18 protein-coding genes are annotated in these 23,917 nt (G+C 69.9%); 1 reads left to right on the top strand and 17 read right to left on the bottom strand.

Features of this window, described 5'->3' with window-relative positions; genetic code table 11:
* Positions 1-29: 29 nt before the first annotated feature.
* The 15 genes from KYX17_RS12280 to argC form a co-directional block, all read right to left on the bottom strand.
* Positions 30-1,094: a hypothetical protein gene (locus tag KYX17_RS12280; protein WP_243227254.1), complete on the bottom strand. Its 1,065-nt coding sequence runs from the start codon at positions 1,092-1,094 to the stop codon at positions 30-32.
* A gap of 26 nt (positions 1,095-1,120) precedes the next feature.
* Positions 1,121-2,224, bottom strand: coding sequence for a hypothetical protein (locus KYX17_RS12275; RefSeq protein ID WP_243227253.1), 1,104 nt, complete (start codon positions 2,222-2,224; stop codon positions 1,121-1,123).
* A gap of 45 nt (positions 2,225-2,269) precedes the next feature.
* The gene (locus KYX17_RS12270; RefSeq protein WP_243227252.1) at positions 2,270-4,675 is read right to left on the bottom strand and encodes a hypothetical protein; all 2,406 of its coding nucleotides are present in this window, start codon (positions 4,673-4,675) and stop codon (positions 2,270-2,272) included.
* A 229-nt stretch (positions 4,676-4,904) separates the two neighbouring features.
* A complete protein-coding gene (gene pstS / locus KYX17_RS12265; RefSeq protein ID WP_243227251.1) occupies positions 4,905-6,482 on the bottom strand; it encodes a phosphate ABC transporter substrate-binding protein PstS in 1,578 nt (525 codons plus the stop codon).
* Complete coding sequence (gene pstA / locus KYX17_RS12260) at positions 6,479-7,738, bottom strand: phosphate ABC transporter permease PstA (RefSeq protein ID WP_243227250.1); 1,260 nt, start codon at positions 7,736-7,738, stop codon at positions 6,479-6,481. Before pstA ends, pstS begins: the two co-directional genes overlap by 4 nt.
* The gene (gene pstC, locus KYX17_RS12255) at positions 7,738-8,757 is read right to left on the bottom strand and encodes a phosphate ABC transporter permease subunit PstC (RefSeq protein WP_243227249.1); all 1,020 of its coding nucleotides are present in this window, start codon (positions 8,755-8,757) and stop codon (positions 7,738-7,740) included. Before pstC ends, pstA begins: the two co-directional genes overlap by 1 nt.
* 145 nt (positions 8,758-8,902) lie before the next feature.
* The gene (locus KYX17_RS12250; RefSeq protein WP_243227248.1) at positions 8,903-10,558 is read right to left on the bottom strand and encodes a PASTA domain-containing protein; all 1,656 of its coding nucleotides are present in this window, start codon (positions 10,556-10,558) and stop codon (positions 8,903-8,905) included.
* Positions 10,555-11,022, bottom strand: coding sequence for a hypothetical protein (locus KYX17_RS12245; protein WP_243227247.1), 468 nt, complete (start codon positions 11,020-11,022; stop codon positions 10,555-10,557). The genes KYX17_RS12250 and KYX17_RS12245 overlap by 4 nt, the downstream gene beginning before the upstream one ends.
* A gap of 125 nt (positions 11,023-11,147) precedes the next feature.
* Entirely contained in the window at positions 11,148-12,578 is a 1,431-nt protein-coding gene (gene argH / locus KYX17_RS12240; RefSeq protein WP_243227246.1) for an argininosuccinate lyase, read from the bottom strand.
* 9 nt (positions 12,579-12,587) lie between these two features.
* Positions 12,588-13,676 (bottom strand): heparan-alpha-glucosaminide N-acetyltransferase domain-containing protein, encoded by a 1,089-nt coding sequence (locus KYX17_RS12235; protein WP_243227245.1) that lies wholly within the window; start codon positions 13,674-13,676, stop codon positions 12,588-12,590.
* A 13-nt stretch (positions 13,677-13,689) separates the two neighbouring features.
* Positions 13,690-14,613: an ornithine carbamoyltransferase gene (gene argF / locus KYX17_RS12230; protein ID WP_243227244.1), complete on the bottom strand. Its 924-nt coding sequence runs from the start codon at positions 14,611-14,613 to the stop codon at positions 13,690-13,692.
* Positions 14,610-15,851, bottom strand: coding sequence for an acetylornithine transaminase (locus KYX17_RS12225; protein WP_243227243.1), 1,242 nt, complete (start codon positions 15,849-15,851; stop codon positions 14,610-14,612). Before KYX17_RS12225 ends, argF begins: the two co-directional genes overlap by 4 nt.
* Entirely contained in the window at positions 15,851-16,753 is a 903-nt protein-coding gene (argB, locus tag KYX17_RS12220; protein WP_243227242.1) for an acetylglutamate kinase, read from the bottom strand. Before argB ends, KYX17_RS12225 begins: the two co-directional genes overlap by 1 nt.
* Positions 16,750-17,907 (bottom strand): bifunctional glutamate N-acetyltransferase/amino-acid acetyltransferase ArgJ, encoded by a 1,158-nt coding sequence (gene argJ / locus KYX17_RS12215; RefSeq protein WP_243227241.1) that lies wholly within the window; start codon positions 17,905-17,907, stop codon positions 16,750-16,752. The genes argB and argJ overlap by 4 nt, the downstream gene beginning before the upstream one ends.
* Positions 17,904-18,950, bottom strand: coding sequence for an N-acetyl-gamma-glutamyl-phosphate reductase (gene argC, locus KYX17_RS12210; protein ID WP_243227240.1), 1,047 nt, complete (start codon positions 18,948-18,950; stop codon positions 17,904-17,906). The genes argJ and argC overlap by 4 nt, the downstream gene beginning before the upstream one ends.
* A gap of 237 nt (positions 18,951-19,187) precedes the next feature.
* On the opposite strand from argC, the gene KYX17_RS12205 reads away from it, so the two are divergent.
* The gene (locus tag KYX17_RS12205; protein WP_243227239.1) at positions 19,188-20,318 is read left to right on the top strand and encodes an AAA family ATPase; all 1,131 of its coding nucleotides are present in this window, start codon (positions 19,188-19,190) and stop codon (positions 20,316-20,318) included.
* A 31-nt stretch (positions 20,319-20,349) separates the two neighbouring features.
* Here KYX17_RS12205 and pheT read toward each other — a convergent pair whose 3' ends face one another.
* Together pheT and pheS are read right to left on the bottom strand one after the other, a co-directional pair.
* Entirely contained in the window at positions 20,350-22,869 is a 2,520-nt protein-coding gene (gene pheT, locus KYX17_RS12200) for a phenylalanine--tRNA ligase subunit beta (RefSeq protein WP_243227238.1), read from the bottom strand.
* Complete coding sequence (pheS, locus tag KYX17_RS12195) at positions 22,869-23,915, bottom strand: phenylalanine--tRNA ligase subunit alpha (RefSeq protein ID WP_243227237.1); 1,047 nt, start codon at positions 23,913-23,915, stop codon at positions 22,869-22,871. Before pheS ends, pheT begins: the two co-directional genes overlap by 1 nt.
* Positions 23,916-23,917: the final 2 nt, after the last annotated feature.

Raw genomic sequence — 23,917 nt, 5'->3', positions numbered from 1 at the left:
GGGCACGAGGCCCGCCCCACCCCGGGAACTCACTTCGAGACGACGGTGACCGTCATCGTCGAGGTGTAGGTGCCTGCCGGGGTGCCGAGCGGCGCGGTGAGCGTCAGCGCGGCCGACAGGTCGGTCGTGCCCGTGCCGGCACCGGTCGCAGCCTCGGCGAACTTGCCCGCGGCGGTCGAGCCGGTGAGCGAGGTCACCTTCGTGACACCCGTCGCGGTCGACGTGTTGTTGATCGCCGGGGTGATCGCCAGAGCGGCGGCGTCGAACGTGTTCGCACCGCTGACGAAGGCGGCCACCGAGGTGTTCACCGTCCAGCCGGGCTTGGTCGAGTAGCGCTCGTCCTTGACCTGGAAGGTGGGCAGCGTGCCGTTCGACACGGACTTGCCCGTGCTGTCCAGCGCCGCAGCGCCCAGGGTCGCCTTGGCACCCGACGGAACGGTCAGCGAGAGCGCACCGTCGACGGGGGCGGCCACGGGTGCCTCGACGGTGATGTCACCCGTCTTCGGTCCCGAGACCTGGTCCGCCACCCACTCGGGCGTCGTGAAGGTCCAGTCTCCCGAGCCTGCGGTGATCGTCACCCAGGTGTACGAGGGCGAGCCCACGAGCGTCACGCCGTTGTTCTTCGTGTACGCGATACCGAGGCTGTAGTTACCGCCGGCGGCCTTGACCGCGCTGAACGACGCCGGGAACTGGTACAGCGACGACGTGGGCTGCAAGACACGCTTGTCCTGGTCCGTCATGAAGCCGCCCGTCTCGGAGGAGCTCCACTGCTCGATGTTGGACTCCTGCCCTCGGGGTGCGATGAAGTACTTCACACCCGTCGCGTCGGAGGGAGCCTTGTCGAACGGCTGGTCGATGTTCGTCGCCGACGGCGCGGCGAACAGGTCGGAGTCGAAGTGGAGCGTGGTGCCCGGTGTGATCTGCTGACTCGTACCGAGATCGTAGATGAACCAGGGCTCCTGGGTGCCCTCCGGAGTCCAGTGGCCTGCGTCGTCAGCAGCCATCGCCGCCGAGCCGCCTGCCAATGCGATACCGAGTCCGGCCACGACGGCCGTCAGGCCTGCCACAACCTTCTTGCTCTTGAGAAAGTACATGTTGATTCGTCCTGTCAGTGTGAGGATCAGGCTGCGGGGTATGCGTACGTGGGAGCCGTCGTCGACGGCGCGAGGAAGCCGAACTTCTTCTTGACCGCCGCCGGCGTGGATGCCGCCGAGGCAGTGAAGTTGGTCAGGCTGGCGGCCTTGGTCGGGTCGACCAGAGCAGCGAGACCTGCGTCGTACTTGGGGTTGGAGGGCGTGATGCGGGCGCGCTCCACCACCAGATAGGTGTCGCGTCCGAACGCGGTGCTGTAGAACGCCGAGTTCGGCACCGTGGCGGTTCCGGCGCCGGTCACGGGCGCGACGCCCGAGATGGGCGTGCCGAGCACGACGCTCGTGCCGTTCAGCGTGGTCGGAGCAGAGCCCGTCGACTGCGCCGTCCAGCTGGCGACGGAGAACGGGATGATCTGGTTCGCGCCGAGCACCGAAGCGTCGTTCTCAGCGGTCGTGTTGTTGACGTCGATGCTGGCAGCCGGCGTGGTGACGCCGATCGCGCTGAGGAAGAAGCTGCGCGTGCCGGAACCGCTCTGCGGAAGCCGCGGGGTGATCGCGACGCCGTCGACCGTGGTCAGTGTTCCCTCGAAGATCTGCTTGAGCTCGGCAGCGCTCAGGTTCGCCCACGCAGCCGTTCCGCCGGTGTAGATGTACGACACTGCGTCGCGGCCGAACGGGATGTAGGCGAGCTTTCCATTGGTCGCATCGACGTCGGCGCTCTTGGGCGCGCTCGAGGAGCGTGCGATGTCGACCTGTCCGGTGATGTCGACGTTGTTCCACTTCGCCGAGCCCGACGTGTTGATCGAGGCGATGAGGGCGTTCACGCCGTTTCCGGATCCCGAAGGACGCAGGAAGCGCGCACCGCCGGGCTTCGTCTGGATCTGGCTGCCGACGCCGGACGACGGGAACGCATCGAACGAACCGATGGTCTCGTTGTTCGCCTTCACTCGCACCAGCGAGCCGGTGACGCGCGTGCCGTTCGCGAGCGCGTTCGAGGCGTCCTGGAGCGTGTCCGAGCCGACCAGCACGTAGCTGTTCGAGACGACCTCTGCGTTTGCTGCAGATGCCACCACGCCACCAGCAACGACGGCCGCGAGAGCCGTCGAAACGGCAACAAGCCGCTTGAGCTTCATGTTGTTCTCTTTCTGTATCGGGTTGAGGGTCGTGCAGAGGAAAGGTCAGAGACGGCGCCGAGAGCGGCCGATGAGAGGGGCGATCACGGCAGCGAGAAGCGCGGCCACGAGGGCGATCGGCAGGATGCCCGACAGGGCGCCGCTGTCGGGGTCGTCGGGTGTCGAGCCCGCCGAGAGAGCGGCCGACGCCACGCCGGATGCTGCAGGGTCGGTCGCGGGCACCGCGGATGACGGCGCCGCAGCGCTTGCTCCCGTCGCCGGAGCGGATGCGGCCTGGGCCGGCGTTTGCGCCTGCCCGACCGGAGCCGAGGCGGCGGGTTGCGCGATACGGACCCCGGCCTCGATCTGATCGGCCGCGAGCAGCGCTTGGTCACGCCAGCTCTGCGGCAGCGGGGCATAGCCCGGCGGCAACTCACCGAGACGAACGCCCGGGGTCTGCCCCGACGTGGCGGCGTACCGGACGAACTGCGCGTAGCTGGTTCGCAGATCCGATGAATTCCGTGTCACATCGGTGGCGGCGTACACCGGCATCGTCAGCGGGTAGGCAGAGGGCGCGGCTTTCGCCGCTGACGTGGTCGGATCGAACGTGCGCACCTGGGTCTGCGTCTCTGACGCCACCATCGCCGCCGCGGCCGCGAGCATCGTCTCGGTGTCGGCCGTGACGAACTGGCCGGCCGGGTTCAAGAGAGAAGCCGTCACCGTCTCGTACCGCGCCGCCGCGGGCGCCGTGGTCAAGGCCATCACCGTGCGTGCACCGACGAGGCTACGAGCGTTCCTGCTCCATTTGGGGGGCGTGGAGAACGGATCCCAGTCGCCGGTCGTCAGCCCGTCGCCGCGCAGAGAGTTGTATGCCCCGGAGGCGAGATCATTCAGATAGGGACGCCATGTCACCGAGTTCAGAACGCGGTCCTGTCCCGGATAGCCCTCACTCGGGTCGACCTTCGGAAAGTCCGATCGCGGCACCTCGAGCGCCGAGCCGGTGGGGTTCAGCTCGGGATCGATCGATGCGTAAGGGTTCACGACCATTCCCCACGGGTCCGCCCGGCCTTCCATGAAGGCACGCGCATCCGCATCGGCCAGGATGTAGTCCCAGATGGCCTCCGCGTAGCCCGACCGCCCCTGCGGCACCATGACGTCCGCGACGGCGGGATTCACGATGGCCTGCTCGGCCCACTCCGGATCATTGATCGCAAGGAAGTCGGGATCGTAGAGGAGGTTGCGTGGATTCGTGCCGAGATGAGCCTTGTCGGAGTTCGGCGCCAACGCGTCCGAGTACGACGACGTGAGCAGTTTCGCGAGGAGCCGCGGTGTGAGCTTCATGCTCGAGAAGGGAATGCGAGCGCGCGAGCGCGCATCCTCCGAGGCGTTGTAGGACGGGAACCGATCTATGGCGAACGCCACCGAGACCCCCGTCAGCGCGATCGGCGCGTACGTCAGATTGTCGGTGACGCCCTCCTCGGCGTCCAACGCCTGCGACGTCAGCGTGAGAGGGGCGTCCGAGGTGCTGTTCGCGGCTCCCGCCGCATCCGTGTCGGTCGTCGTCAGGAGGGTGTAGGCGGCGCCGCCCTCACTTCCGCAGAGAGTCGACTGCCATGCCGCGACGGCGTCCGCCGCCAGCTCCGTTCCCGCCAGCTGACGTTCTGCCGAGCCGATCACGCAGTGCTGACCGACGGGCTGAAACTGCAGGGGAACCGCGATGCGGTGTTTCCACTCATCCCAGAAGAGCGCGGAGTCGACGTTGGCACCCTCGCCGCGCGGCACGATGACCAGCCAGCACGAACGGCCGGAGGAGGCATCGACGGCCGTCTCGTCGACCGACCCGCATCCGAGCCCCGGAGCCGCCAAGGCCGTCTGCACCTCGAACGTGACCGACCCCGTGCCGTCGGCCGCCGAACCCGCCCACGGCACTTCGTTCGTCGTGTACTTCGTGAAGAACGCGTTCGTGTTCAGATTCACGCCCGGCTGGATCTTGCCGTCGACCACGGACTCGACGTTCGTCCCGGTGACGGAGCGAAAGGGAATCCCCACGTAGGACGGATCGAAGTAATCGGCACCGAGATGCGCGTAGGGCAGATCCTCCTTCGCCACCGCATCGGGCGACTCGACATAGCGATCCCGAACAGCCCCCGGCGATACGAACCCACCGAACTGGCACGTGGTCCGGTCCGGCCCGACGTCGCCCTTCGCGTCGGTGACGTCGCCCCAGCACTGCATGATCTGCAGATAGTTCTCGCCGCCGCTCTGCGAACTCGGCAGCGACGAAGGCTTGCCGCCCTTCCACGACACGGTTATCGCCTGTGCGATGAGGTTCTGCGTCTGCGAGACCGTCACCTCGAGGTCGGGGAGCGGGGCCTCGTCGACATCCGGGTCCTGCACTCGGGCAGAGACCGTCACCGCCGATCCGTCCACCGCCTGCGCCGCGCCGCTCGCGACCACGGACACCGAGATCACCGCCGCGAATGTCGCACACGCCGCCAGTGCTGCACGAACCCATGTGCGCGCACGTCCGATCCGGACCACGTCAAACCCCAGTTCTGACCGCCCCAGCGGCCTCATCACAAGTTAGGAATCTCGTGCGAATCTGCTCTGTCCGCACTGCGAACGGCTGGCGTGGACCAGCGTCCATTGCTGTTCCGGCAGGTGAACGCCGAGTGCCGGGCACCGCGCGTTCAGCCGCCGATCACCGCTTGGCGCGGGAGCGCCGTACGAACAAGGGCGGCACGAGGATGGCCCCGAGCAGCAGCACGCCGGCGACGAGCATCCCCGTCTGAGACGGCCCCCAGGACTCGGACGCCAGCGTGAACGGCGAGGACACCGCCGAGCCGCCCTGCGCCGTGGAACCGGACACGAGGTTGCCGTTCGCGTCGTACACGGCGTCGGCCGTCGAGGTTCCGCCCGCCGTGGCCGCATCGGCGCTGGCAGCCGTGCCGCCGGTCGCGGCTCCGGCGGCGGAACCGCCGCTGCCGGAGCCGGACACCTCGGTTCCCTCGGTCGCTCCCGCGGTTCCGGTTGTGCACTGGTTTCCGGTGCCCTGCTTGTCGCAGTCGGCGGGATAGGGGGCGTCACTCGCCAGCTTGTTCGACCCGTCGGCCGAGAACGTCGGGTTGTTGCACGAGCCGATGTTGAGCGACCCCGCGTTGGCGCCGGGAACGCGTGCTATCTGGGCGAACGCTGCTTGAACCAGATTCATCGGAAGCGGCGAGTATCCCAAGGCCGAGGCCTGCTGCTGGCCTTCGCAGACGACGTACTTCGTGAACTCACCCAGCGTGTAGCCCTTGTCCTCGGTGAAGATGCCGCCCAACTCCGTCGGGACGATCATGTAGGAGTAGCTGGAGAGCGGATACGCCCGTTGGTCGGCGCTGTTGTACACGCCGCTCAGGATCTGGGTCAGGTAGTCGGCCGAGCCGGCATCGGTATTGATCTGCGCCTGCAGGAGGGCCACGGCGACGGAGGACGCGGTCGGCTCGATGTAGTAGCCCGAGCTGTTGAGCACCTTGGCGACCGGGAAGCCGGACTTCAGCGCGTAGGAGTACTCGACATAGGTGATCGCGCCTTCGCCGTAGTTCTGGCTGACGTAGCCGGCCACGCCCAGCGAGCCGTTCTGCGCCTTGGCGTTCGCGACGCGAGCGGTCGGGAACTGCGACGTCATCCCGGTCGACCAGATCGCCGGATACTGATCGGACATCCACTTGGTGAACTGCGCCGTCGACCCGGAACCGTCCGACCGGACGACCGGGGTGATGCCCTTGTCCGGCATCTTCAGGCCGGGATTGTCCGCCTGAATCGCAGGATCGCTCCAGTTCGAGATCTGTCCGGTGAAGATCTTCGAGATCACCTCGCCGGACAGGCGCAGATTGGTGACCTTCTTGCCGCCGATCTTGAGGTTGTACATGAACGACGTGCCGCCGGCGACGATCGGCAGGTATGCATAGCCGCGCGACGGGATCTCCGGCGCCGATCCGTCCTCGGGCGCGCGCTGGAAGGGGATCTCGCTGACCGCGAAGTCGACCGTCCCCTTGATGAAATCGCTTCGGCCGGCGGATGACCCGGTCCCCGAGAAGTTGACGGTCATCGCGTAGTTGTTCGCGACGTTGCGACGCCACTGGTCGAGTGCGTTCTGCGACCAGGTCGATCCGGAACCGGAGATCGCGACGATCGATGCGGCCTGAGCCGGAACCGCGGTCGTCATGGCCATCGCAGCGACGATGAGGGCGACGATCGCGCCGCGCAGCGAGCGGCGTCGGGGACGAGGGATCACGAGTTCTCCTGAGAACGAGATGAGGGGGCCGGGGCCGCATAGTCAGCGGTCCTGGGGCGGCGAACGATCCGCATGAGGTCCTCTCGCGACCGTCGAGCGGCGCGATACCGCTGACCCTCGGAGAGCACGCCCGCGCCACGTCCGCCGATCAGGCGCGCGACGACGAACAGGCTCAGCACGAGCAGGATCAACACGGCGGCGGTACCGAATCCGCGAGCGATCATGTTGGGCTCCGGAGACTGGACGAAGTTGAACACCTGGAGAGGGAGGGAGATCATCGGACCCGAGAACGGGTTCGTGTTCATCTCGGCCGTCACGCCTGATGTGAGCAGCACCGGGGACGTCTCGCCGATCCCGCGAGCGGTGCCGAGGATCACCGCTGTCGCCAGTCCGGAGCGCGAGGTGGGAAGGACCACCTTCCACACCGTGCGCCAGCGCGACGAGCCCAGCGCGTACGACGCTTCGCGCAGCTGATGCGGTACGAGTCGCAGCACGACGTCCGCCGAGCGGATCACGATCGGCAGCATCATCACCGTGATGGCTACCGAGGCCGCGAAACCCGAACGCTCCTTCGTGACGAGGGTGATCAGCGCCGCGTACACGAAGAGACCCGCGACGATCGAGGGCAAAGCCGTCATCGCGTCGGACACGGTGCGCACGAAACGCGCGAACCGACCGCCGATCTCATTCAGGTAGACCGCCGTCATGATGCCCAGGGGAACCGTGATCGCCAGAGCGATACCGATCTGGATCAGCGTTCCCACGATGGCGTGAGAGATCCCGCCGTCACTCAGCGGGTCGAGCGGGCCGGCGAACCGCATGGTCTCGAAGAAAAAGTTGATGTTCGACAGCGCCGGCACACCGCGGCCCACCGTGTAGATCACGACGAAGACGAGCGCTGCCAGAACCATCACGCCCGCGCTGTACAGGAGCACGGTGACGACGCGGTTCACGACCGCAAGCCGATCGGAGCGCAACGAGACCAGCACCGCATAGCCTGCGATGAACACGAGGTAGGCGACAACGACCCAGCCGACCGCACCGGTCAGCGGCGCGATCCAGCCGAAGAGGAGCGTGGCGACCGATGCGCCGGCGAGCAGCGCACCGACGACGTCGTACGCGTCCTCGAGTGCCGCCTTGCCCGGACGCCGCCGCTCCGGCCGCGCCGCCTCCGCGCTGACGGCCGGGATTCGCGTGCGGTGCGCCTGCGGGGATTGCGGTGACGCCGTCTCGGTGACCTCATCGACGAGGGACATCAGGTGCTCTCCGCTCCGGAACGCGACCGCGCGACGATGGAGGACGCGGTGAAGTTGATCACAAGGGTGATCAAGAACAGGGCGAGTCCCGCGGCCATCAGCGCAGAGAGGCCGAACTCGCTCGCCTCGCCGTAACGCAGCGCGATGAGCGCCGAGACGGAGTTCGAGCCTGTCTTGAGCACTTCCCCGTTGATGGTGAAGATCGGCGAGATGATCATGTAGACGGCGATCGTCTCGCCGAGCGCACGACCGAGGCCGAGCATCGTGCCGCCGATGATACCGCCGCGGCCAAAGGGCAGAACCACGGTGCGGATCATGCCCCAGCGCGTGGATCCGAGAGCGAGCGCCCCCTCACGCTCACCGATGGGGGCCTGCGAGAACGCCTCCCGCATGATGGAGGTCTGCGTGGGCAGGATCATCAACGCGACCACCATGCCGGCGATGAACGCCGAAGAGGTGAAGGCACTCGCCTCCGTCAGCCGATGGCCTTCGGCGTCGGTGACCGCGAAGATCGGGATGAACCCGAACATCGTCGAGATCCACTGCGCCACCGGAATGACGTTCTCCTGCAGGAACTGCACTCCCCACAGCCCGAAGACCACGCTGGGAACGGCAGCCATCAAGTCGACGATGGTCACCATGGCTCGCTTGACGCCGCCGGGGAGGATCTCGCTGATGAGCAGAGCCGTGCCGAGTGCGAGCGGGAAGGAGAAGGCAAGTGCGACGACCGCGATGGTCACGGTTCCGAACAGAACGGCTGCGATGCCGAACTCACCGGTTTCGGGCGACCACGCCTGCGTCCACAGGAACGAGAACCCGGCGGTCCCGAGCGCCTGTCCGCCGCGCGCCGTGAGGAAGATGCCCACGGCGAGCATGATCGCGACGGTCACACCTCCGGCGGCGTACGCGACCGTGCGGAACACCTTGTCGCCGAGGACCGGGCGCGACCGCAGGGTGCGCCGAGGGGCGCTCGATGCGGCCCCGGCAGGTGCGATCACCTCCGTTGTGGCATTGCTCAACGTGTCCTCCGTCTTTCGGGCAGGCGGAGCCCTCCCCAGGGCTTGCGCGTCAGCCTCTCCGGCTCAGGTGAATGAAAGATGCTGCACATGTGTCCCGCGCGTGACGTGATCGGATGCCGCGGGTGACGCGCCGCGCGCGACACGGTCACGGTGTGCTCGGAGCGGGCGTCGGGGTGGGCGGCACGGTGTGCGCGGGCGTCGGGGTGGGCGTCGGTTCGGGCACGACCTCGGGGCTGGCCGCGATGATCGAGACGATGCTGCCCACCGGCAGCGCGGTGCCCACGGCGGGCCGTGCCGAGAGCGCGACGCCCGTCGGGCCCGTGCCGGAGTATTCCACGAGCGGGTTGAAGCCCGCGGCGGCGAGCGCCTCCGCGGCGGCGGCGAGCGTGAGGCCGGCGACGCCCGGCACGGTGTTGCTGCCGGACGCCACGCGCAAGGCCACCGCAGAGCCCACCTCGCGCCAGGCGCCCGCACCCGGATCGAGCTCGAGCACGATGTCGGCCGCGGTCGCACCGTCGATGCGGGTGACGTCTCCCACACGCAGGCCCACGGCCTGCAGCGCCTGCGTGGCCTCGCCCAGTGCCAGACCGGCCACGGCGGGCACGGCCACCGATGCGGGCGCGACAGTGGGTTCGGACGTCGTCGTCGGCTCCGATGCGATGACGGTGGGCGGGGGCGTGTGGCTGGGCGCAGCGGAGGGGGCGGACCCCGCGGCGGCCGACAGGGCGACGACGCCCACGATGACCGCGGCGCCCGCGCCCGCGGCGGCCCAGGCCGCCCACCGGCTGCGTGGGGCCGCGGAGTCCGGCGCGACGTAGGGCACCGGGGCGGTGGCGGCGCCGTCCACCGCCGACCCCGGCAGCACCGTGCGGTACATGCGGGTCGGTCCGGTGTGGGATGCGGGCTCCGCCGCCGCATCCGGCGTCGGAGCGTCGACGGCGGCGAGCGCGCCCTGCATCGCCGCCGCGTCCGCGAACCGGTCGGCGGGATCCTTCAGCAGCGCGGTCGCGACGACGCGGTCGAAGGCCCGCGGGATGCCGCGGCGACGCGCCGACGGCAGCGGCGGCGGCGCCGAAACGTGCGCCCGTGCGACGGCCGCCGCGTCGCCGCCGAACGGAGCACGACCGGTGAGGGCGAAGAACAGCACGGCACCGGTCTGATACAGATCGCTGGCCTCGGTGACCGGTTCGCCGCGCAGCTGCTCGGGCGAGGCGTACGCGACGCTCGCGACGACCCCGGTCTCTGCGCCCGCAGCACCCGACAGCAGCGCGTCACCGCCCACGGTCGCGCGCCCCGGCACATCCGCGAGACCGAAGTCGAGCAGCCGGACGGCGGCGGCGAACGCCTCGTCATCGACGGTATCGGGGTCGATCACGATGTTGGCGGGTGTGACGTCACGGTGCACGACGCCCTCGGCGTGGGCGGCGGCGAGCGCCGCGAGCACGCGATCGCCCACGATCCGCACGCGCGCGGTGTCGAGCGGGCCGCGCTCGCGCACGACCTCATCGAGCGTGGTCCCGACGGCGAGCTCCATCGCGATCCACACCACGGGCGTCCCGTCGTCGACGGCACCCGCATCGACGACTCCCGCGATGTTCGGGTGCTCGATCGCCCGGGCGGCGTGCACCTCCTCGAAGAAGGCGTCCCAGCGGGCCGGATCCTCGGCCAGGTGCGGGTGGAGCAGCTTCAGGGCGACACGCGCGCCCGTGAGCGTGTCGTCGGCCGCGAACACCGCCGCCGTCCCGCCGCTGCCCAACAGGCCACGCAGCCGGAAGCGCCCCGCAATCAGGGTGTCGCTCACCGGACCAGCTCTGCTGTGCCGGCGGTGTCGGTGCGCCGATCGTTCATCGCCACCAGCAGCCGTACCGCGAGTTGACCGGCGTTGCGCGCGACCGAACGGTTCTCGTAGCGTCGGGCGCCGATCATGATGAGCTCGCCATCGAGCACGACGAACCAGCCGGTCGTGCGCATGCCCGGTTCGGGGTCGGAGTGCACGACCAGGCGGTCGGCGCTGCGCACGATACGGGCGACATCGGCGCGTGCCGCATCCTCTGCTGCGGCGAGCCACGCACTGCGTCCGAGCTCACGATGGTTCTCGGTCAGCAGGCGCCATCCGATGACGGCGCCCGCCGTGTTCCGCACCCCGGCGGCGACACGGATCGTGTCGCCGTGCAGGGCGAGCACGTCCTCGATCGAGCGCAACCAGTCGGCCGCCGCACGGTGCGAACGCGCGGGAAACCGTGCGTACAGGAAGTGCGCGGGCATCGTCTCTCCTTCGGGGCACGCACTTCCCCAGAAGGGCGCGTCCGAAGCGTGACGGGCTCAGGTCGACAGCTCGAGTCCTGCGGGTGAACTCCAGGGGTCGAGCGGGCGCCCGAGCGGTTACACGCTCAGAGGCCGAGCGCGTGCGCCAGCGTCTGCACGCGCGAGACGAGCTCGGCGCGCTGCTCGGCGACGCGCCGCGGCGAGGTCCCGCCGTAGCCGTCCCGGCTCGCGAGCGAGCCGGTGACGGTCAGGACGTCTCGCACACCCGGCTCCAGACGCGCCGAGACCTGAGCGAGCAACGCGTCATCTGCCTCGTGCAGCTCGATCCCGCGCTGTTCGCACGCCTGCACGAGCGCGCCCGAGATCTCGTGCGCCTCGCGGAACGGCACACCGCGCTTGACGAGCCATTCGGCCACATCCGTCGCGAGCGAGAATCCCTGAGGTGCGAGCTGCGCCATCCGGTCGGTGTCGAAACGCGCGGTGGCGACCATGCCGGCGAACGCCGGAAGCACGAGCTCGAGGGTGGCGACCGAGTCGAAGACCGGCTCCTTGTCCTCCTGCAGATCGCGGTTGTACGCCAAGGGCAGCGCCTTGAGGGTCGCGAGCAGACCCGAGAGGTTGCCGATAAGACGACCCGATTTGCCGCGCGCGAGCTCCGCGATGTCGGGGTTCTTCTTCTGCGGCATGATGCTCGAGCCCGTCGAGAAGCCGTCGTCGAGTCGCACGAAGGCGAACTCACGCGTGTTCCAGACGATGATCTCCTCTGCGAAGCGGGAGAGATCGACACCGATCATGGCCGCGATGAAGGCGAACTCGGCCACCACGTCGCGCGAGCTGGTGCCGTCGATCGAGTTCTCCGCCGGGCGGTCGAGCCCGAGGTGCTCCGCGACCAGCTGCGGGTCGAGGCCCAGCGTGGAGCCCGCGAGCGCACCGCCCCCGTACGGGGACACACGCGCGCGAACGCCCCAGTCCCGAAGCCGCTCGAGATCGCGCACGAGCGGCCAGGCGTGCGCCTGGAGATGGTGAGCGAGCAGCACGGGCTGGGCGTGTTGCAGGTGCGTGCGCCCGGGCATGGCCGCATCCGCGTGCGCCTCGGCCTGGGAGACGATCGCGTCGATCAGCCGGATGAGATCGCGGGCGATGACGGCGGCGTGATCGAGCAGGTACAGGCGCACGAGGGTGGCGATCTGGTCGTTGCGGCTGCGACCGGCGCGCAGCTTGCCGCCGAGCTCGGGGCCGACCTCGGCGATCAGGGCCTGCTCGAGGGCACCGTGGACGTCCTCATCGCCCTCGGCGGGCAGCAGTCGACCATCGGCAACGGCCGCGGCGAGCGCGTCCAGTCCCTCGTGCATGCGTCGCGCCTCGTCGGCGTCGAGGTACCCTGCAGCCGTCAAGGCCGCGGCATGCGCGTGCGAGCCGGCGAGGTCGTAGGGCGCGAGGACCCAGTCGAAGTGCGTGGATCGGCTGAGCGCTGCGAGCTCGGGCGAGGGGCCGGAAGCGAAGCGGCCTCCCCACAGGGAACCGCGATGAGTGGCGTCGTGGGGGGCGTCGTTCACCCGACCAGCCTACCGAGCACGCTCGTCGGCCGTGCGCACGCTGCGGCGCGCGACCGCGGCGAACAACCGTTCCAGGGGTCCCCGCCCCATCGTCAGCGCCCATGCGGTGCACCCGGCCACGACGGCGATCGTCAGCGGCCAGAACGGCTCGAGCTCGCGGAACTCCCCCAGCGCTCCGGTATCGCCGAGTGCGACCAGAGCCCACACTGCCCAGATGAGCAGCTGGGCCGTGTACGCCGTCAACGGCATGGCCCCCGTCGCGCGCAGCGGCAGCAGCACCCACGTCACTGGAGTGCGGGCGATCAGCAGGCATCCGCCCAGGACCGCGACCGCGGTCGCCGCGCCGCCGACCACCTCGGGCAGGCCGCCCGAGTGGGGGTACGTGCTCAGCGCGACGCTCCAGTAGTCGGACGAAGCGGCCGCGGGCTCGGCGAGGCCACCCGCTCCGTAGGCGAACAGTGCGGTCCCGAACCCCATCACGACGAGGATCGCCGCGATCCGCGCATCGCGCAGGTCGGTGCGCCCGAGCGCGAGACCGAGCACGAGGAATCCGATCCACAGCGGGAACGGGTACGCCCAGCCGATCACGAGCGCGATGCTCTCGCCCCCCGGGGTGTCCCAGAACGGCAGCAGCCCGAGCGCCGCCTGGATGAACGGCATGACCACCAGCAGCGCCGCCGCGACCGGGAACAGGGTCCCCGCGCCGAGTCGCAGGAGCGGCAGGGTGAGCAGGAACAGCACGGCGTAGGCGGGAAGGATCACATAGACGGGCACGCCCGTGAGGATCAGAAGGATGCCGAGTACCCAGATGAGTCCCGCGCGCACGAGCAGACGGCCGCGCGCCACGCGCAACCGCTCCCCCGACACGGGAGTCGTTCCACCCGTCGTCAGGGCGATCGAGACCCCCGCGAGGACGGCGAACAGGATCGACGATCGTCCGTTGACGATATCGAGCCACGTCTGCGGGCACGTCAGATCGAACGGCTCCTCGATCGTCAGCAGGTGGGCGGCGAGCATCCCGATGACGGCGAGACCGCGGGCGAGATCGATTCCGCCGAGCCGGTCAGCTCCGTTCAGCCGCGCCAGCGCCCGCCTCATCCCGCGGGTCCGATCAGCTCTGGCGCAGCAGCCAGACCAGCAGGGCCTTCTGGGCGTGCAGCCGGTTCTCGGCTTCGTCCCACACCACGCTCTGCGGTCCGTCGATCACGGCGGCGTCCACCTCGTAGCCGCGATCGGCGGGGAGGCAGTGGATGAAGATCGCGCCGGGATCGGCGAGTGCCATCGTCTCCTCGGTCACCTTGTAGGCGCCGAGGTCGCGAAGGCGGGCGAGCTTCTCCTCCTCCTTGCCCATCGACACCCAGGTGTCGGTCACGATGATGTCGGCACCGGCCGCGGCCTCCAGCGGGTCCGTGAGCAGAGTGAGCGATCCTCCGGTCTCCGCGGCGCGACGATCGGCGTCGGCGACGATGTCCTCGCGGGGCGCATAGGACTCCGGAGATGCGACGCGCACGTGCATCCCGGCGGTGACGCCCGCAAGCGCGTACGAGTGCGCCATGTTCGAGCGGCCGTCGCCGAAGAACGCGAGGGTCAGTCCCTTGAGCTCGCCCTTGTGCTCGCGGATCGTGAGCAGATCGGCGAGAAGCTGGCAGGGGTGGAAGTCGTCGCTCAGCGCATTCACGACGGGCACGCGGGTGCCGCGCGCCATCTCCTCGAGCCCCGCCTGTGCGTAGGTGCGCCAGACGATCGCCGCCACCTGGCGCTCGAGCACGCGCGCCGTGTCGGAGGGCGTCTCCTTGCCGCCGAGCTGGCTGTTGGCGGTCGAGATGATCAACGGCGACCCGCCCAGGTCGGCGATCCCGACGGCGAACGAGACCCGCGTGCGCGTGGAGGACTTGTCGAAGATCACCGCAACGGTCTGGGGACCGGCGAGCGGCTTCGCCGCCCAGCGGTCCGCCTTCAGCTCCAGAGCCAGATCGAGGATCTCCGCCTGCTCGGCGCTGGTCAGGTCGTCGTCGCGCAGCAGATGACGGGTCATGCGTGGGCCTCCGTGTCGGGCGATGCGCTCTCCAGCAGCAGCGCGTCGGCGACCGTTGCCAGCGCGGCGGAGAAGAGCCGGGTGAACTCGTCGATCTCGACATCGCCGATCGTGAGCGGCGGCGCGATACGGATCGTCTGATCATTGGGCGCGTTGACGACGAGCCCGTGCTGCTGGGCCGCGGCGACGACCGCCGGCGCGACGGGATGCGTAAGCGCCACACCGAGGAGCAGTCCCTGACCGCGCACGCCCTCGATGATGTCGGAGTCGATCCCGGCGATCGCCTCGCGCAGCTGCGCGCCGCGCACAGCCGCGGCCTCGACCAGGCCCGCGCGCTCGATCTCCTCGAGCACGGCGCCGGCGACGGCGGTGCCCAGGGCGTTTCCGCCGAAGGTGGAGCCGTGGGTCCCGGGGTAGAACAGGTCGCTCGCGGCACCGAAGGTGATCAACGCGCCGATCGGGAATCCGCCGCCGATGCCCTTGGCGACCGTGATCGCGTCGGGGGTGATGCCGGCGTGCTGGAAGCCGAACCACGCACCGGTGCGACCGGCGCCGGTCTGGATCTCGTCGACGATGAGCAGGGCACCGTGACGCTCGGTGATCTCCCGCGCGGCCTCGAGGTAGCCCTTCGGCAGCGGCAGGACGCCCGCCTCGCCCTTGATGGGCTCGACGAACAGGGCGGCCACGCGCTCGTCCATCGCCGCCTCCAGCGCCTCGATCGTCGAATCCAGGAACTCGACGCCGGGCACCATCGGCAGGAACGGCTCCTGCATGGCGGGCTTCCCCGTGAGCGCGAGGGTGCCCATCGTGCGGCCGTGGAACGCGCCGTTGAGCGCCAGGATGCGGGGACGATCCGTGCCGCCGTGGAGGCGAGCGAGCTTGAACGCCGCCTCATTGGCCTCGGCACCGGAGTTGCCGAAGTACACCCGTCCCGTCTCGCCCGCACCGGACAGGCGCTTCAGGCGCGCCGCGAGAGCGAGCTGCGGCGGCGTCGCGAAGTAGTTCGACACGTGCGCGAGACGCGCCGCCTGCGAGGCGACCGCGTCGACGAACACCGGGTGGGCGTGCCCGAGGGCATCGACGGCGATACCGGCGAGGAAGTCGAGATAGCGTCGGCCGTTCTCGTCCCAGAGGTACGCACCCTCACCGCGGACGAAGAGCGCCATACGGTCGCCGACGTTGCGGACGAGGTCACGTCCGGCGTCGTCCTGCCACGCGGTCACAGTCTGTTCGGCCATCACGCCACCACCTCGGTTCCGATGCCTTTCTGAGTGAAGAGTTCGACGAGCACCGAGTGCGGCACCCGACCGTCGATGATCGCCGCGGTCGGGACGCCGCCCGTGACCGCGTCGAGGCACGCCTGCATCTTCGGGATCATCCCCGACTCCAGGCGCGGGAGCATCTCGCGCAGCTCCGCCGCCGTCAGGTGCGAGACGAGGGAGTCACGGTTCGGCCAATCCGCATACAAGCCCGGCACGTCCGTCAGCACGACGAGCTTCACCGCGCCGAGAGCCACCGCGAGCGCCGCCGCGGCCGCATCCGCGTTCACGTTGAGCGAGTGCCCGACGTGGTCGAGATCGGGTGCGATCGAGGACACGACCGGGATGCGGCCCGCCTCGAGCTGGTCGATGATCGGCTGCGGGTCGACCGAGACGACATCGCCCACCCGACCGAGGTCGTGCTCGACGCCGTCGACGACGACACCGCGACGGCGCCCGCCGAACAGGCCCGCATCCTCACCGGAGAGTCCCGTCGCGACAGGTCCGTGCGCATTGATCTTGGCGACCAGCTGCGGGTTGATCTGTCCGGTCAGCACCATGCGCACGACCGTGATCGCCTCGGTCGAGGTGACGCGGTATCCGCCCTTGAACTCGCTCGGGATCGCGAGCCGGTCGAGCATGTTGGAGATCTGCGGGCCGCCGCCGTGCACGACGACGGGCTTGACGCCGACGTAGCGGAGGTAGGCGATGTCGGCGGCGAAGGCATCCTGCAGCTCGTCGGAGACCATCGCGTTGCCGCCGTACTTCACGACGACGATCTGCTCGCGGTAGCGCTTGAGCCACGGCAGAGACTCGATGAGCGTCTCCGCCTTGGCGCTCGCGGCCGCGGGGTCGGTGTCTTGCAGATCGATACCTGTCATGAGGAGTAGGCGCTGTTCTCGTGGACGTAGTCGTGCGTGAGGTCGTTGGTGCGGATCGTCGCCTCGACATCGCCGACCTTCAGGTCGACGACGAGGTCGGTCGCGCGCGGGGTCAGATCGACCTGCTCGCGGGGCGCGTCGGGGCCGCCGGCGGAGCAGACGCGGACGCCGTTCATCCAGACATCGACGTCGTAGGGGTCGAAGGCGGCCTGCGTGGTGCCGATGGCGGCCAGCACCCTTCCCCAGTTCGGATCGTTGCCGAAGATCGCCGCCTTGAACAGGTTGTTGCGGGCGATGGAGCGCCCCACTTCCACCGCGTCCTCCTCGGATGCGGCGTGCACGACGCGGATCGTGATGTCATGGCTCGCGCCCTCGGCGTCGCCCTGCAGCTGACGCGCCAGATCGTCGCACAGGGCCACGAGCCCCGCGCGGAAGGCTGCGGTGTCCGGCTCGACGCCGCTCGCCCCGCTGACCAGCAGACTCACCTGATCGTTGGTCGACATGCAGCCGTCGGAGTCGAGGCGGTCGAAGCTCACGTGGGTGGCGGCGCGCAGGTGCGCATCGGCGTCGGATGCGGTCAGCACCGCGTCCGTCGTGATGACCACGAGCATCGTGGCAAGACCCGGCGCGAGCATGCCCGCGCCCTTCGCGATGCCGCCGATCGTCCAGCCGTCGCCGGCGTACACGCTCGTCTTCGCGACGGAGTCGGTCGTCATGATCGCATGCGCCGCATCCAGACCGCCGTCGGCGGACAGCGCGGCGACACCGGCTTCGACGCCCTGCAGCACCTTCGCGCGGAACGTCTCGTCGCCCGTTCCGATCAGACCGGTCGAGCACACGAGGATGTCGCCGGGCGCGACACCGAGCAGCTCCGCCGCCCTCTCGGCGGTCTGGTGGGTGGTCTGGAACCCGAAGGATCCGGTGAAGCAGTTCGCGCCGCCGGAGTTGAGCACCACGGCCTCGACGATGCCGTCGGTGATCACCTGCTCCGACCACAGGATGGGGTTGGCCTTGGCCCGGTTGGAGGTGAAGACGGCGGCGCCGACCTTGAGCGGTCCGCGGTTGACGACCACGGCCACATCGGATTTGCCGGTCGACTTCAGGCCGACGGCGACACCGGCGGCCTCGAATCCTGCGGGGGCGGTGACGGTCACGGCGCGACTCCGTTCACGGTGAGCGCGCGGTGTTCGGGAAGACCGAGCGCGATGTTCATGGACTGCACGGCGGCGCCCGCCGTGCCCTTGACGAGATTGTCGACGGCGGCGACGACGACGACGCGGTTCGCCGCGCGGTCGATGGCGAGGCCGAGGAGCGCCGTGTTGGCACCGAGCACATCCGCAGTGCGCGGGAACGTGCCCTCCGGCAGCAGCTGCACGAAGGTCTCGTCTCCGTACGCCGCCTCCCAGGCATCCCGGATCTCCGTGTCGCTGACGCCGGGGGCGATGGGGGCGGTGGAGGTGGCCAGGATCCCGCGCGACATCGGGACGATGACGGGCGTGAACGAGATGCGCACGTCGCCCCGGGCGCCGGCGCCGACGAGCGCCTGCTGGATCTCCGGGATGTGGCGGTGCGTGCCGCCTACGGCATAGGGGTTCGCCGTGCCGAGGATCTCGCTCGCGAGCAGGTTCGGCTTGAGGCTCTTGCCGGCGCCGGAGGGACCGACGGCGAGGACGCTCACGATGTCGCCGGGATCGATGACGCCGGCCGCAACACCCGGAGCGAGGCTCAGCGAGACGGTGGACGCGTTGCATCCGGGAGCGGCGATCCGTGAGGCCCCGACGAGCCGCTCACGCTGCTTCACGCCGTCAACGAGCAGTTCCGGCACCCCGTAGGTCCACGGCTCGTGGAAGTCGCCGCCGTAGAAGGCCGCCCATGCGTCGGCGGAGGTGAGCCGGTGATCGGCCCCGGCGTCGATGACCAGCGGCACATCGGCGAGCGCGTCGGTGTACTGGCCGGACTGGCCGTGCGGCAGCGCGAGCACGACGATGTCGTGGCCGGCGAGCACGTCAGGAGTGGTCGGCTGGAGCTCGAGGTGCGCGAGCGAGCGCAGGTGCGGCTGCTGCGAGATCAGCGGCGTTCCGGCATTCGAATGCGCGGTGACCGTGCGGATCTCGACGTCGGGGTGCGCGGAGAGGATGCGGAGTATCTCGCCTCCTGCATAGCCGGACGCGCCGGATACGGCGACCGAATAGGGCATGGGTTCCACCTTAGAGTCTGGGAGCTGTGCGCTCGCGCGCACCGGCGGCATCGGCGACGCCCGCGCACCCGGACCGGTGCGGCACGCATCGCCTAGATTCGGCGGTCTCCCAGACGTCGGCGCACGACCACGCGCTGTGCGCTGTGGATGCGGGCCGAAGACATGCGCCGACGATAGCGGCGCGCGCACCGCATCCGCAAATCGGCTCGCGTCGGATGCACCCGCCAGACTGGGGCGATGCTGCAGACCATCGCCGTCTCCGGATACCGCTCGCTCCGCGACGTCGTCGTGCCGCTGGGCGGGCTGACGGTCGTCACCGGCGCGAACGGCACGGGTAAATCCAACCTCTACCGGGCGCTGCGGCTGCTCGCGGGCGCCGCCACCGGTGGCATGGTCGAGGCCGTCGCCCGGGAGGGCGGGCTGTCGTCGCTGCTGTGGGCGGGCCCCGAGCACGGCGGCGGCCAGGGCACCGTGCGGCGCAATCCCGTCGCCGTGCGGTTGGGCTTCGCCTCGGACGAGCTCGGGTATCTCGTGGATCTGGGGCTCCCACAGACCGACGGCCGGAGCCTCTTCTCGCGCGACCCGGAGATCAAGCGCGAGCAGGTGTTCGCCGGCGCGGTCGCGAAGCCCTCGACCCTGCTCATCGATCGCCGACGGAGCGCGACACGCGTGCGCGAGGATGCATGGATCGCGCTGGATCAGTCGCTGGCTCCGTTCGAGAGCATTCTCGTCGACCTCGCCGACGGCGACACCGGGCCGGAGCTGCTGGCGCTTCGGCGCACCCTGGCGGGCTGGCGCTTCTACGATCACTTCCGCGTCGATGCGGAGGCCCCCGCTCGTTCGCCGCAAGTGGGCACGCGCACCCGGGCCCTCTCCCACGGCGGGGAGAACGTCGCGGCCCTCTGGGCGAGCGTGCGCGAAGCGGGTGCCGGCGACGCCCTCGACGCGGAGGTCGGGCGCGCCTTCCCGGGGATGCGCGTGCAGATCGACGCGGAGGACGGACGATTGAGGATGCGGCTGAGCCAGCCCGGTCTGCTGCGCGCGCTCGACGTCGCGGAGGTCAGCGACGGCATCCTGCGCTATCTGCTGCTGTGCGCGGCGCTCCTGCCGGCAGAGCCGGGACCGCTCATCGTGCTCAACGAGCCGGAGGCGAGTCTGCACGATAGCCTCCTGGATCCCCTGGCACAGCTCATCGTTTCCGCGTCCCGGCGCACCCAGGTGATCGTGGTCACCCACGCGGCCGCGCTGGCTCGCCGACTCGAGGATGCCGGCGCCCTCGCGCATCGGCTGGCGCGCACCGGGGACGGCACGATCGTCGAGGGGCAGGGCTTCCTCGACGTGCCCGCGTGGAACTGGGGCAGCCGCTGAGCGGAGGCGGCACGGACCGGACGGACGGCGCTCAGTCGCGCAGGACGGCTCCGAACCGCTCGGCGGCGATCGCCACGCCCGCGAGCTTCGCGTCGGTCGCCTCCGCCGACGTCAGCGTGCGATCCTCGGCACGGAAGCGCAGCGCGAACGTCAGGCTCTTCGATCCCTGATCCACGCCCTGACCGCGGTAGTCGTCCACGAGCCGCGCCGACTCGAGGAGGGCACCGGCGCCGTCGACGAGCGCGGCGCGCACGTCCGCGGCCGCGACGTCGGCGGGGACCACGAGTGACACGTCCTGCGTCGCCGCGGGATACCCCGACAGCGATGCCGCGACGACGCGCGAACCGGCGATCTCGACGAGGAGGTCGAGGTCCAGTTCGGCGACCGTGATGCGACCCGGCAGATCGGCGGCCTCGGAGACGGCGGGCAGCAGCTCTCCCACGTAACCGACGGCGGTGCCTGCGACCGAGACGATGCCGGTGCGACCCGGATGCAGGGCAGCGCGCTGGCCCTGCGAGATCGTCACCTCCACACCGGCCGCGGCCGCGATCACGCGCACCGCGTCGAGCGCCTCCGTCAGGCCCGCGGCCTCCGCGGCGCGCCCCGGCTGCTTGGGAGCGACGGCTCCCGCCACGAGGACGGCCACGTGGCGGCGCTGCGGCGGGATCGAGCCGTCCAGCTGGGCGAGCGTCGCCGCATCCGGGCGCACCGCCAGCGGTGGGACGAACGAGGTGCCGTACGCGACACCCGGCTCTGGGAGGAAGACGGACCCGGCCTCGAACAGGCTCAGATCCACGAGTCCGCGGGAGACGTTGCGGTGCGCGACCTGGAGCAGGCCCGGCACCAGTGAGCGGCGCAGATACGCCGCCTGGGAGTCGAGCGCGTTGGCGAGTTTGATGCTCGGCACCGGCGTCCCGTCGGCGCTGCCGTGGAGGTCATTCTGCTCGCGCGCGACGAACGGGAAGGAGGGCGTCTCCACGTACCCGGCCGCGGCGAGCGCGTTAGAAACGCGGCGCCGACCCTGCTGGGCCGCGGTCCAACCGCGCCCCGAGGGGGCGACCGGCAGGACCGAGGGGATGCGGTCGTAGCCCTCGATGCGGGCGACCTCCTCCGCGAGCGTCCACGCGTCCGTCAGGTCGGGACGCCACGTGGGCGCATCGACGAACCATGCCGAGCCGGTGTCATGCACCGTGGCACCGATCAGCTCGAGTGCGGCGACGATCTGCGCGCGTGTGTAGTCGACGCCGATCAGACCCGGCACGAAGTCGTACTCGAGCGCGATCGCCTCTCGCTCCAGCTCCGCCCCGAGCGCGGCACCGGTCGCGTCGGCGGTGCCGCCGGCGTACTGCACCATGAGCTCGACCACACGCTGCGCGGCAGCGTAGGGCACCGCGGGGTCGACGCCGCGCTCGAAACGGCGTGACGCCTCCGACGGCAGCTTGTGGCGCCGGGCGGTGCGGGCGATCGAGACCTGGTCGAAGATCGCCGCCTCGATCAGGACATTCGTGGTGGCATCGCTCATCTCGGTGGCGGCGCCGCCCATGACGCCGGCGAGGCCGATGGGACCCGAGTCGTCGGTGATCAGCAGGTCCTCGGCATCGAGCGTGCGGACGGTCCCGTCGAGGGTCTCCAGCTTCTCCCCCGCCCGGGCCCGGCGGACGGTGATCCCGCCGGTCAGTTTGTCGAGGTCGTAGCCGTGGATCGGGTTGCCGAGTTCGAGCATGACGTAGTTCGTGATGTCGATCAGGATGCCGAGCGAGCGGATGCCGGCGAGCGTCAGCCGCGTGATCATCCACGGCGGGGTGGGGCGGGAGGCGTCGACGCCGCGCACGACGCGGGCGACGAACTCCGTGACGCCGGCACGCCCGCGGATCGGGTTCTCGTCGTTCACGGCGAGCGGGAAGCCCGTTCCCGGCTCGTCGATCGGCCGATCGGCGGGATCGCGGAACGCGGCACCGGTGGCGTGCGAGTACTCGCGCGCCGCGCCGCGGATCGACAGCGCGTAGCCGCGATCCGGGGTCACGTTGATGTCGACGGCGATGTCGTCCAGACCCAGCAACGCGATCGCATCGGTTCCGACGGGCGCGTCGATGCCGAGTTCAACGAGGCGGAGGATGCCCGAGTGCTCGCTGCCGAGCCCCAGTTCCTTCGCGGAGGCGATCATGCCGTCGGACACGTGACCGTAGGTCTTTCGCGCCGCGATCGGGAAGGGTCCGGGAAGAACCGCGCCGGGCAGGGTCACGACGACCTTGTCGCCCGGGAAGAAGTTGTGCGCCCCGCAGACGATGCCATGGATGTCGGCCCCGCCGTCGGCCGCCGTCTCGCCCTCGGGCGCGACCCGCACCTGGCACCAGCGGATCGTCTTGCCGTTGGACTGCGGCTCCTCCTCGAAGGAGAGCACCTCGCCCACGACGATCGGCCCCTGCAGCTCGAAGCGGTGGATGTCCTCCTCTTCGAAACCGACCCGCACGAAGGCGGCCAGGACGTCTTCGGGAGATGCCTGGGCGGGAACCTCGACGAACTCACGCAACCACGACAGCGGAACGCGCATCACACCACCATCCCGAACTGCTCGCTGAATCGCACATCACCCTCGGCCATGTCCCGCATGTCCTGCACGTCGCTGCGGAACATCAGGGTGCGTTCGATACCCATGCCGAAGGCGAACCCGGAGTACTCCTGCGGGTCGATGCCCGCGGCGCGCAGGACGTTGGGGTTAACCATGCCGCAGCCGCCCCACTCGATCCATCGGGCACCGCCCTTGAAGGTGGGGTGCCAGAGATCGAGCTCGGCGCTGGGCTCGGTGAACGGGAAGTAGTTGGCGCGGAAGCGCGTCTTCGCCTCCGGTCCGAACAGCTGGCGCGCGACGTGGTCGAGAGTGCCCTTCAGGTGCGCCATGGTGATGCCCTTGTCGATGACGAGTCCTTCGAACTGGCTGAAGACCGGGAGGTGTGTGGCGTCGAACTCGTCGGTGCGGTAGACCCGGCCGGGGCACACGACGTAGATCGGAAGCTCGCGCTCGAGCATCGAACGCACCTGCACGGGGCTCGTGTGGGTACGCATGACGAGGTGGCGATCGACGGGGTCGACGAAGAACGTGTCCTGCATCTGGCGCGCCGGGTGATCGACGTCGAAGTTGAGCGCGTCGAAGTTGAACCACTCGTGCTCGAGCTCCGGCCCTTCCGCGATCTCCCAGCCCATTCCGACGAAGATGTCGCCGATCTGCTCCTGCAGGAGGGTCAGCGGATGCCGCGCGCCGACGCGCGTGCGGACCGGGATCGCCGTGATGTCGACGCGCTCGGCTTCCAGGCGCGCCGCCGTCTCGGCCGTCTCGATCTCCGCCTCGCGGGCGGCGAGCGCCTGATTCACGCGGCCTCGGGCCTGACCGACGAGCTTGCCGAACTCGGCCTTGCGCTCGTTCGGGACGTCGCGCAGGCGGGCGTTGAGTCGCGCGAGCGGCGAGCCCTCTCCGGCGTGGGCACTGCGCGCGGCCTTCAGGGCGGCCGAGTCGGCAGCTGCCGCGATGGCGGCCAGGGCCTCGTCGACCGCGGCGCTCACCGCATCGGGCGTGATCTCGTTCTGGGGTGCGTCGGACACGG

The organism is Microbacterium sp. CIAB417 (assembly GCF_022788845.1).
The sequence above is the reverse complement of the archived record's forward strand: the minus strand, read 5'-3'. Positions and strand labels throughout refer to the sequence as shown.

Coding starts and splice junctions, on each gene's coding strand:
- KYX17_RS12280 (WP_243227254.1), bottom strand. CDS start 1,094: ATGTACTTTCTCAAGAGCAAGAAGGTTGTGGCAGGCCTGACGGCCGTC.
- pheT (WP_243227238.1), bottom strand. CDS start 22,869: ATGCGCGTTCCGCTGTCGTGGTTGCGTGAGTTCGTCGAGGTTCCCGCC.
- KYX17_RS12225 (WP_243227243.1), bottom strand. CDS start 15,851: ATGGCCGAACAGACTGTGACCGCGTGGCAGGACGACGCCGGACGTGAC.
- pstA (WP_243227250.1), bottom strand. CDS start 7,738: ATGTCCCTCGTCGATGAGGTCACCGAGACGGCGTCACCGCAATCCCCG.
- KYX17_RS12275 (WP_243227253.1), bottom strand. CDS start 2,224: ATGAAGCTCAAGCGGCTTGTTGCCGTTTCGACGGCTCTCGCGGCCGTC.
- KYX17_RS12245 (WP_243227247.1), bottom strand. CDS start 11,022: ATGCCCGCGCACTTCCTGTACGCACGGTTTCCCGCGCGTTCGCACCGT.
- KYX17_RS12205 (WP_243227239.1), top strand. CDS start 19,188: ATGCTGCAGACCATCGCCGTCTCCGGATACCGCTCGCTCCGCGACGTC.
- KYX17_RS12235 (WP_243227245.1), bottom strand. CDS start 13,676: ATGAGGCGGGCGCTGGCGCGGCTGAACGGAGCTGACCGGCTCGGCGGA.
- argB (WP_243227242.1), bottom strand. CDS start 16,753: ATGACAGGTATCGATCTGCAAGACACCGACCCCGCGGCCGCGAGCGCC.
- argF (WP_243227244.1), bottom strand. CDS start 14,613: ATGACCCGTCATCTGCTGCGCGACGACGACCTGACCAGCGCCGAGCAG.
- argC (WP_243227240.1), bottom strand. CDS start 18,950: ATGCCCTATTCGGTCGCCGTATCCGGCGCGTCCGGCTATGCAGGAGGC.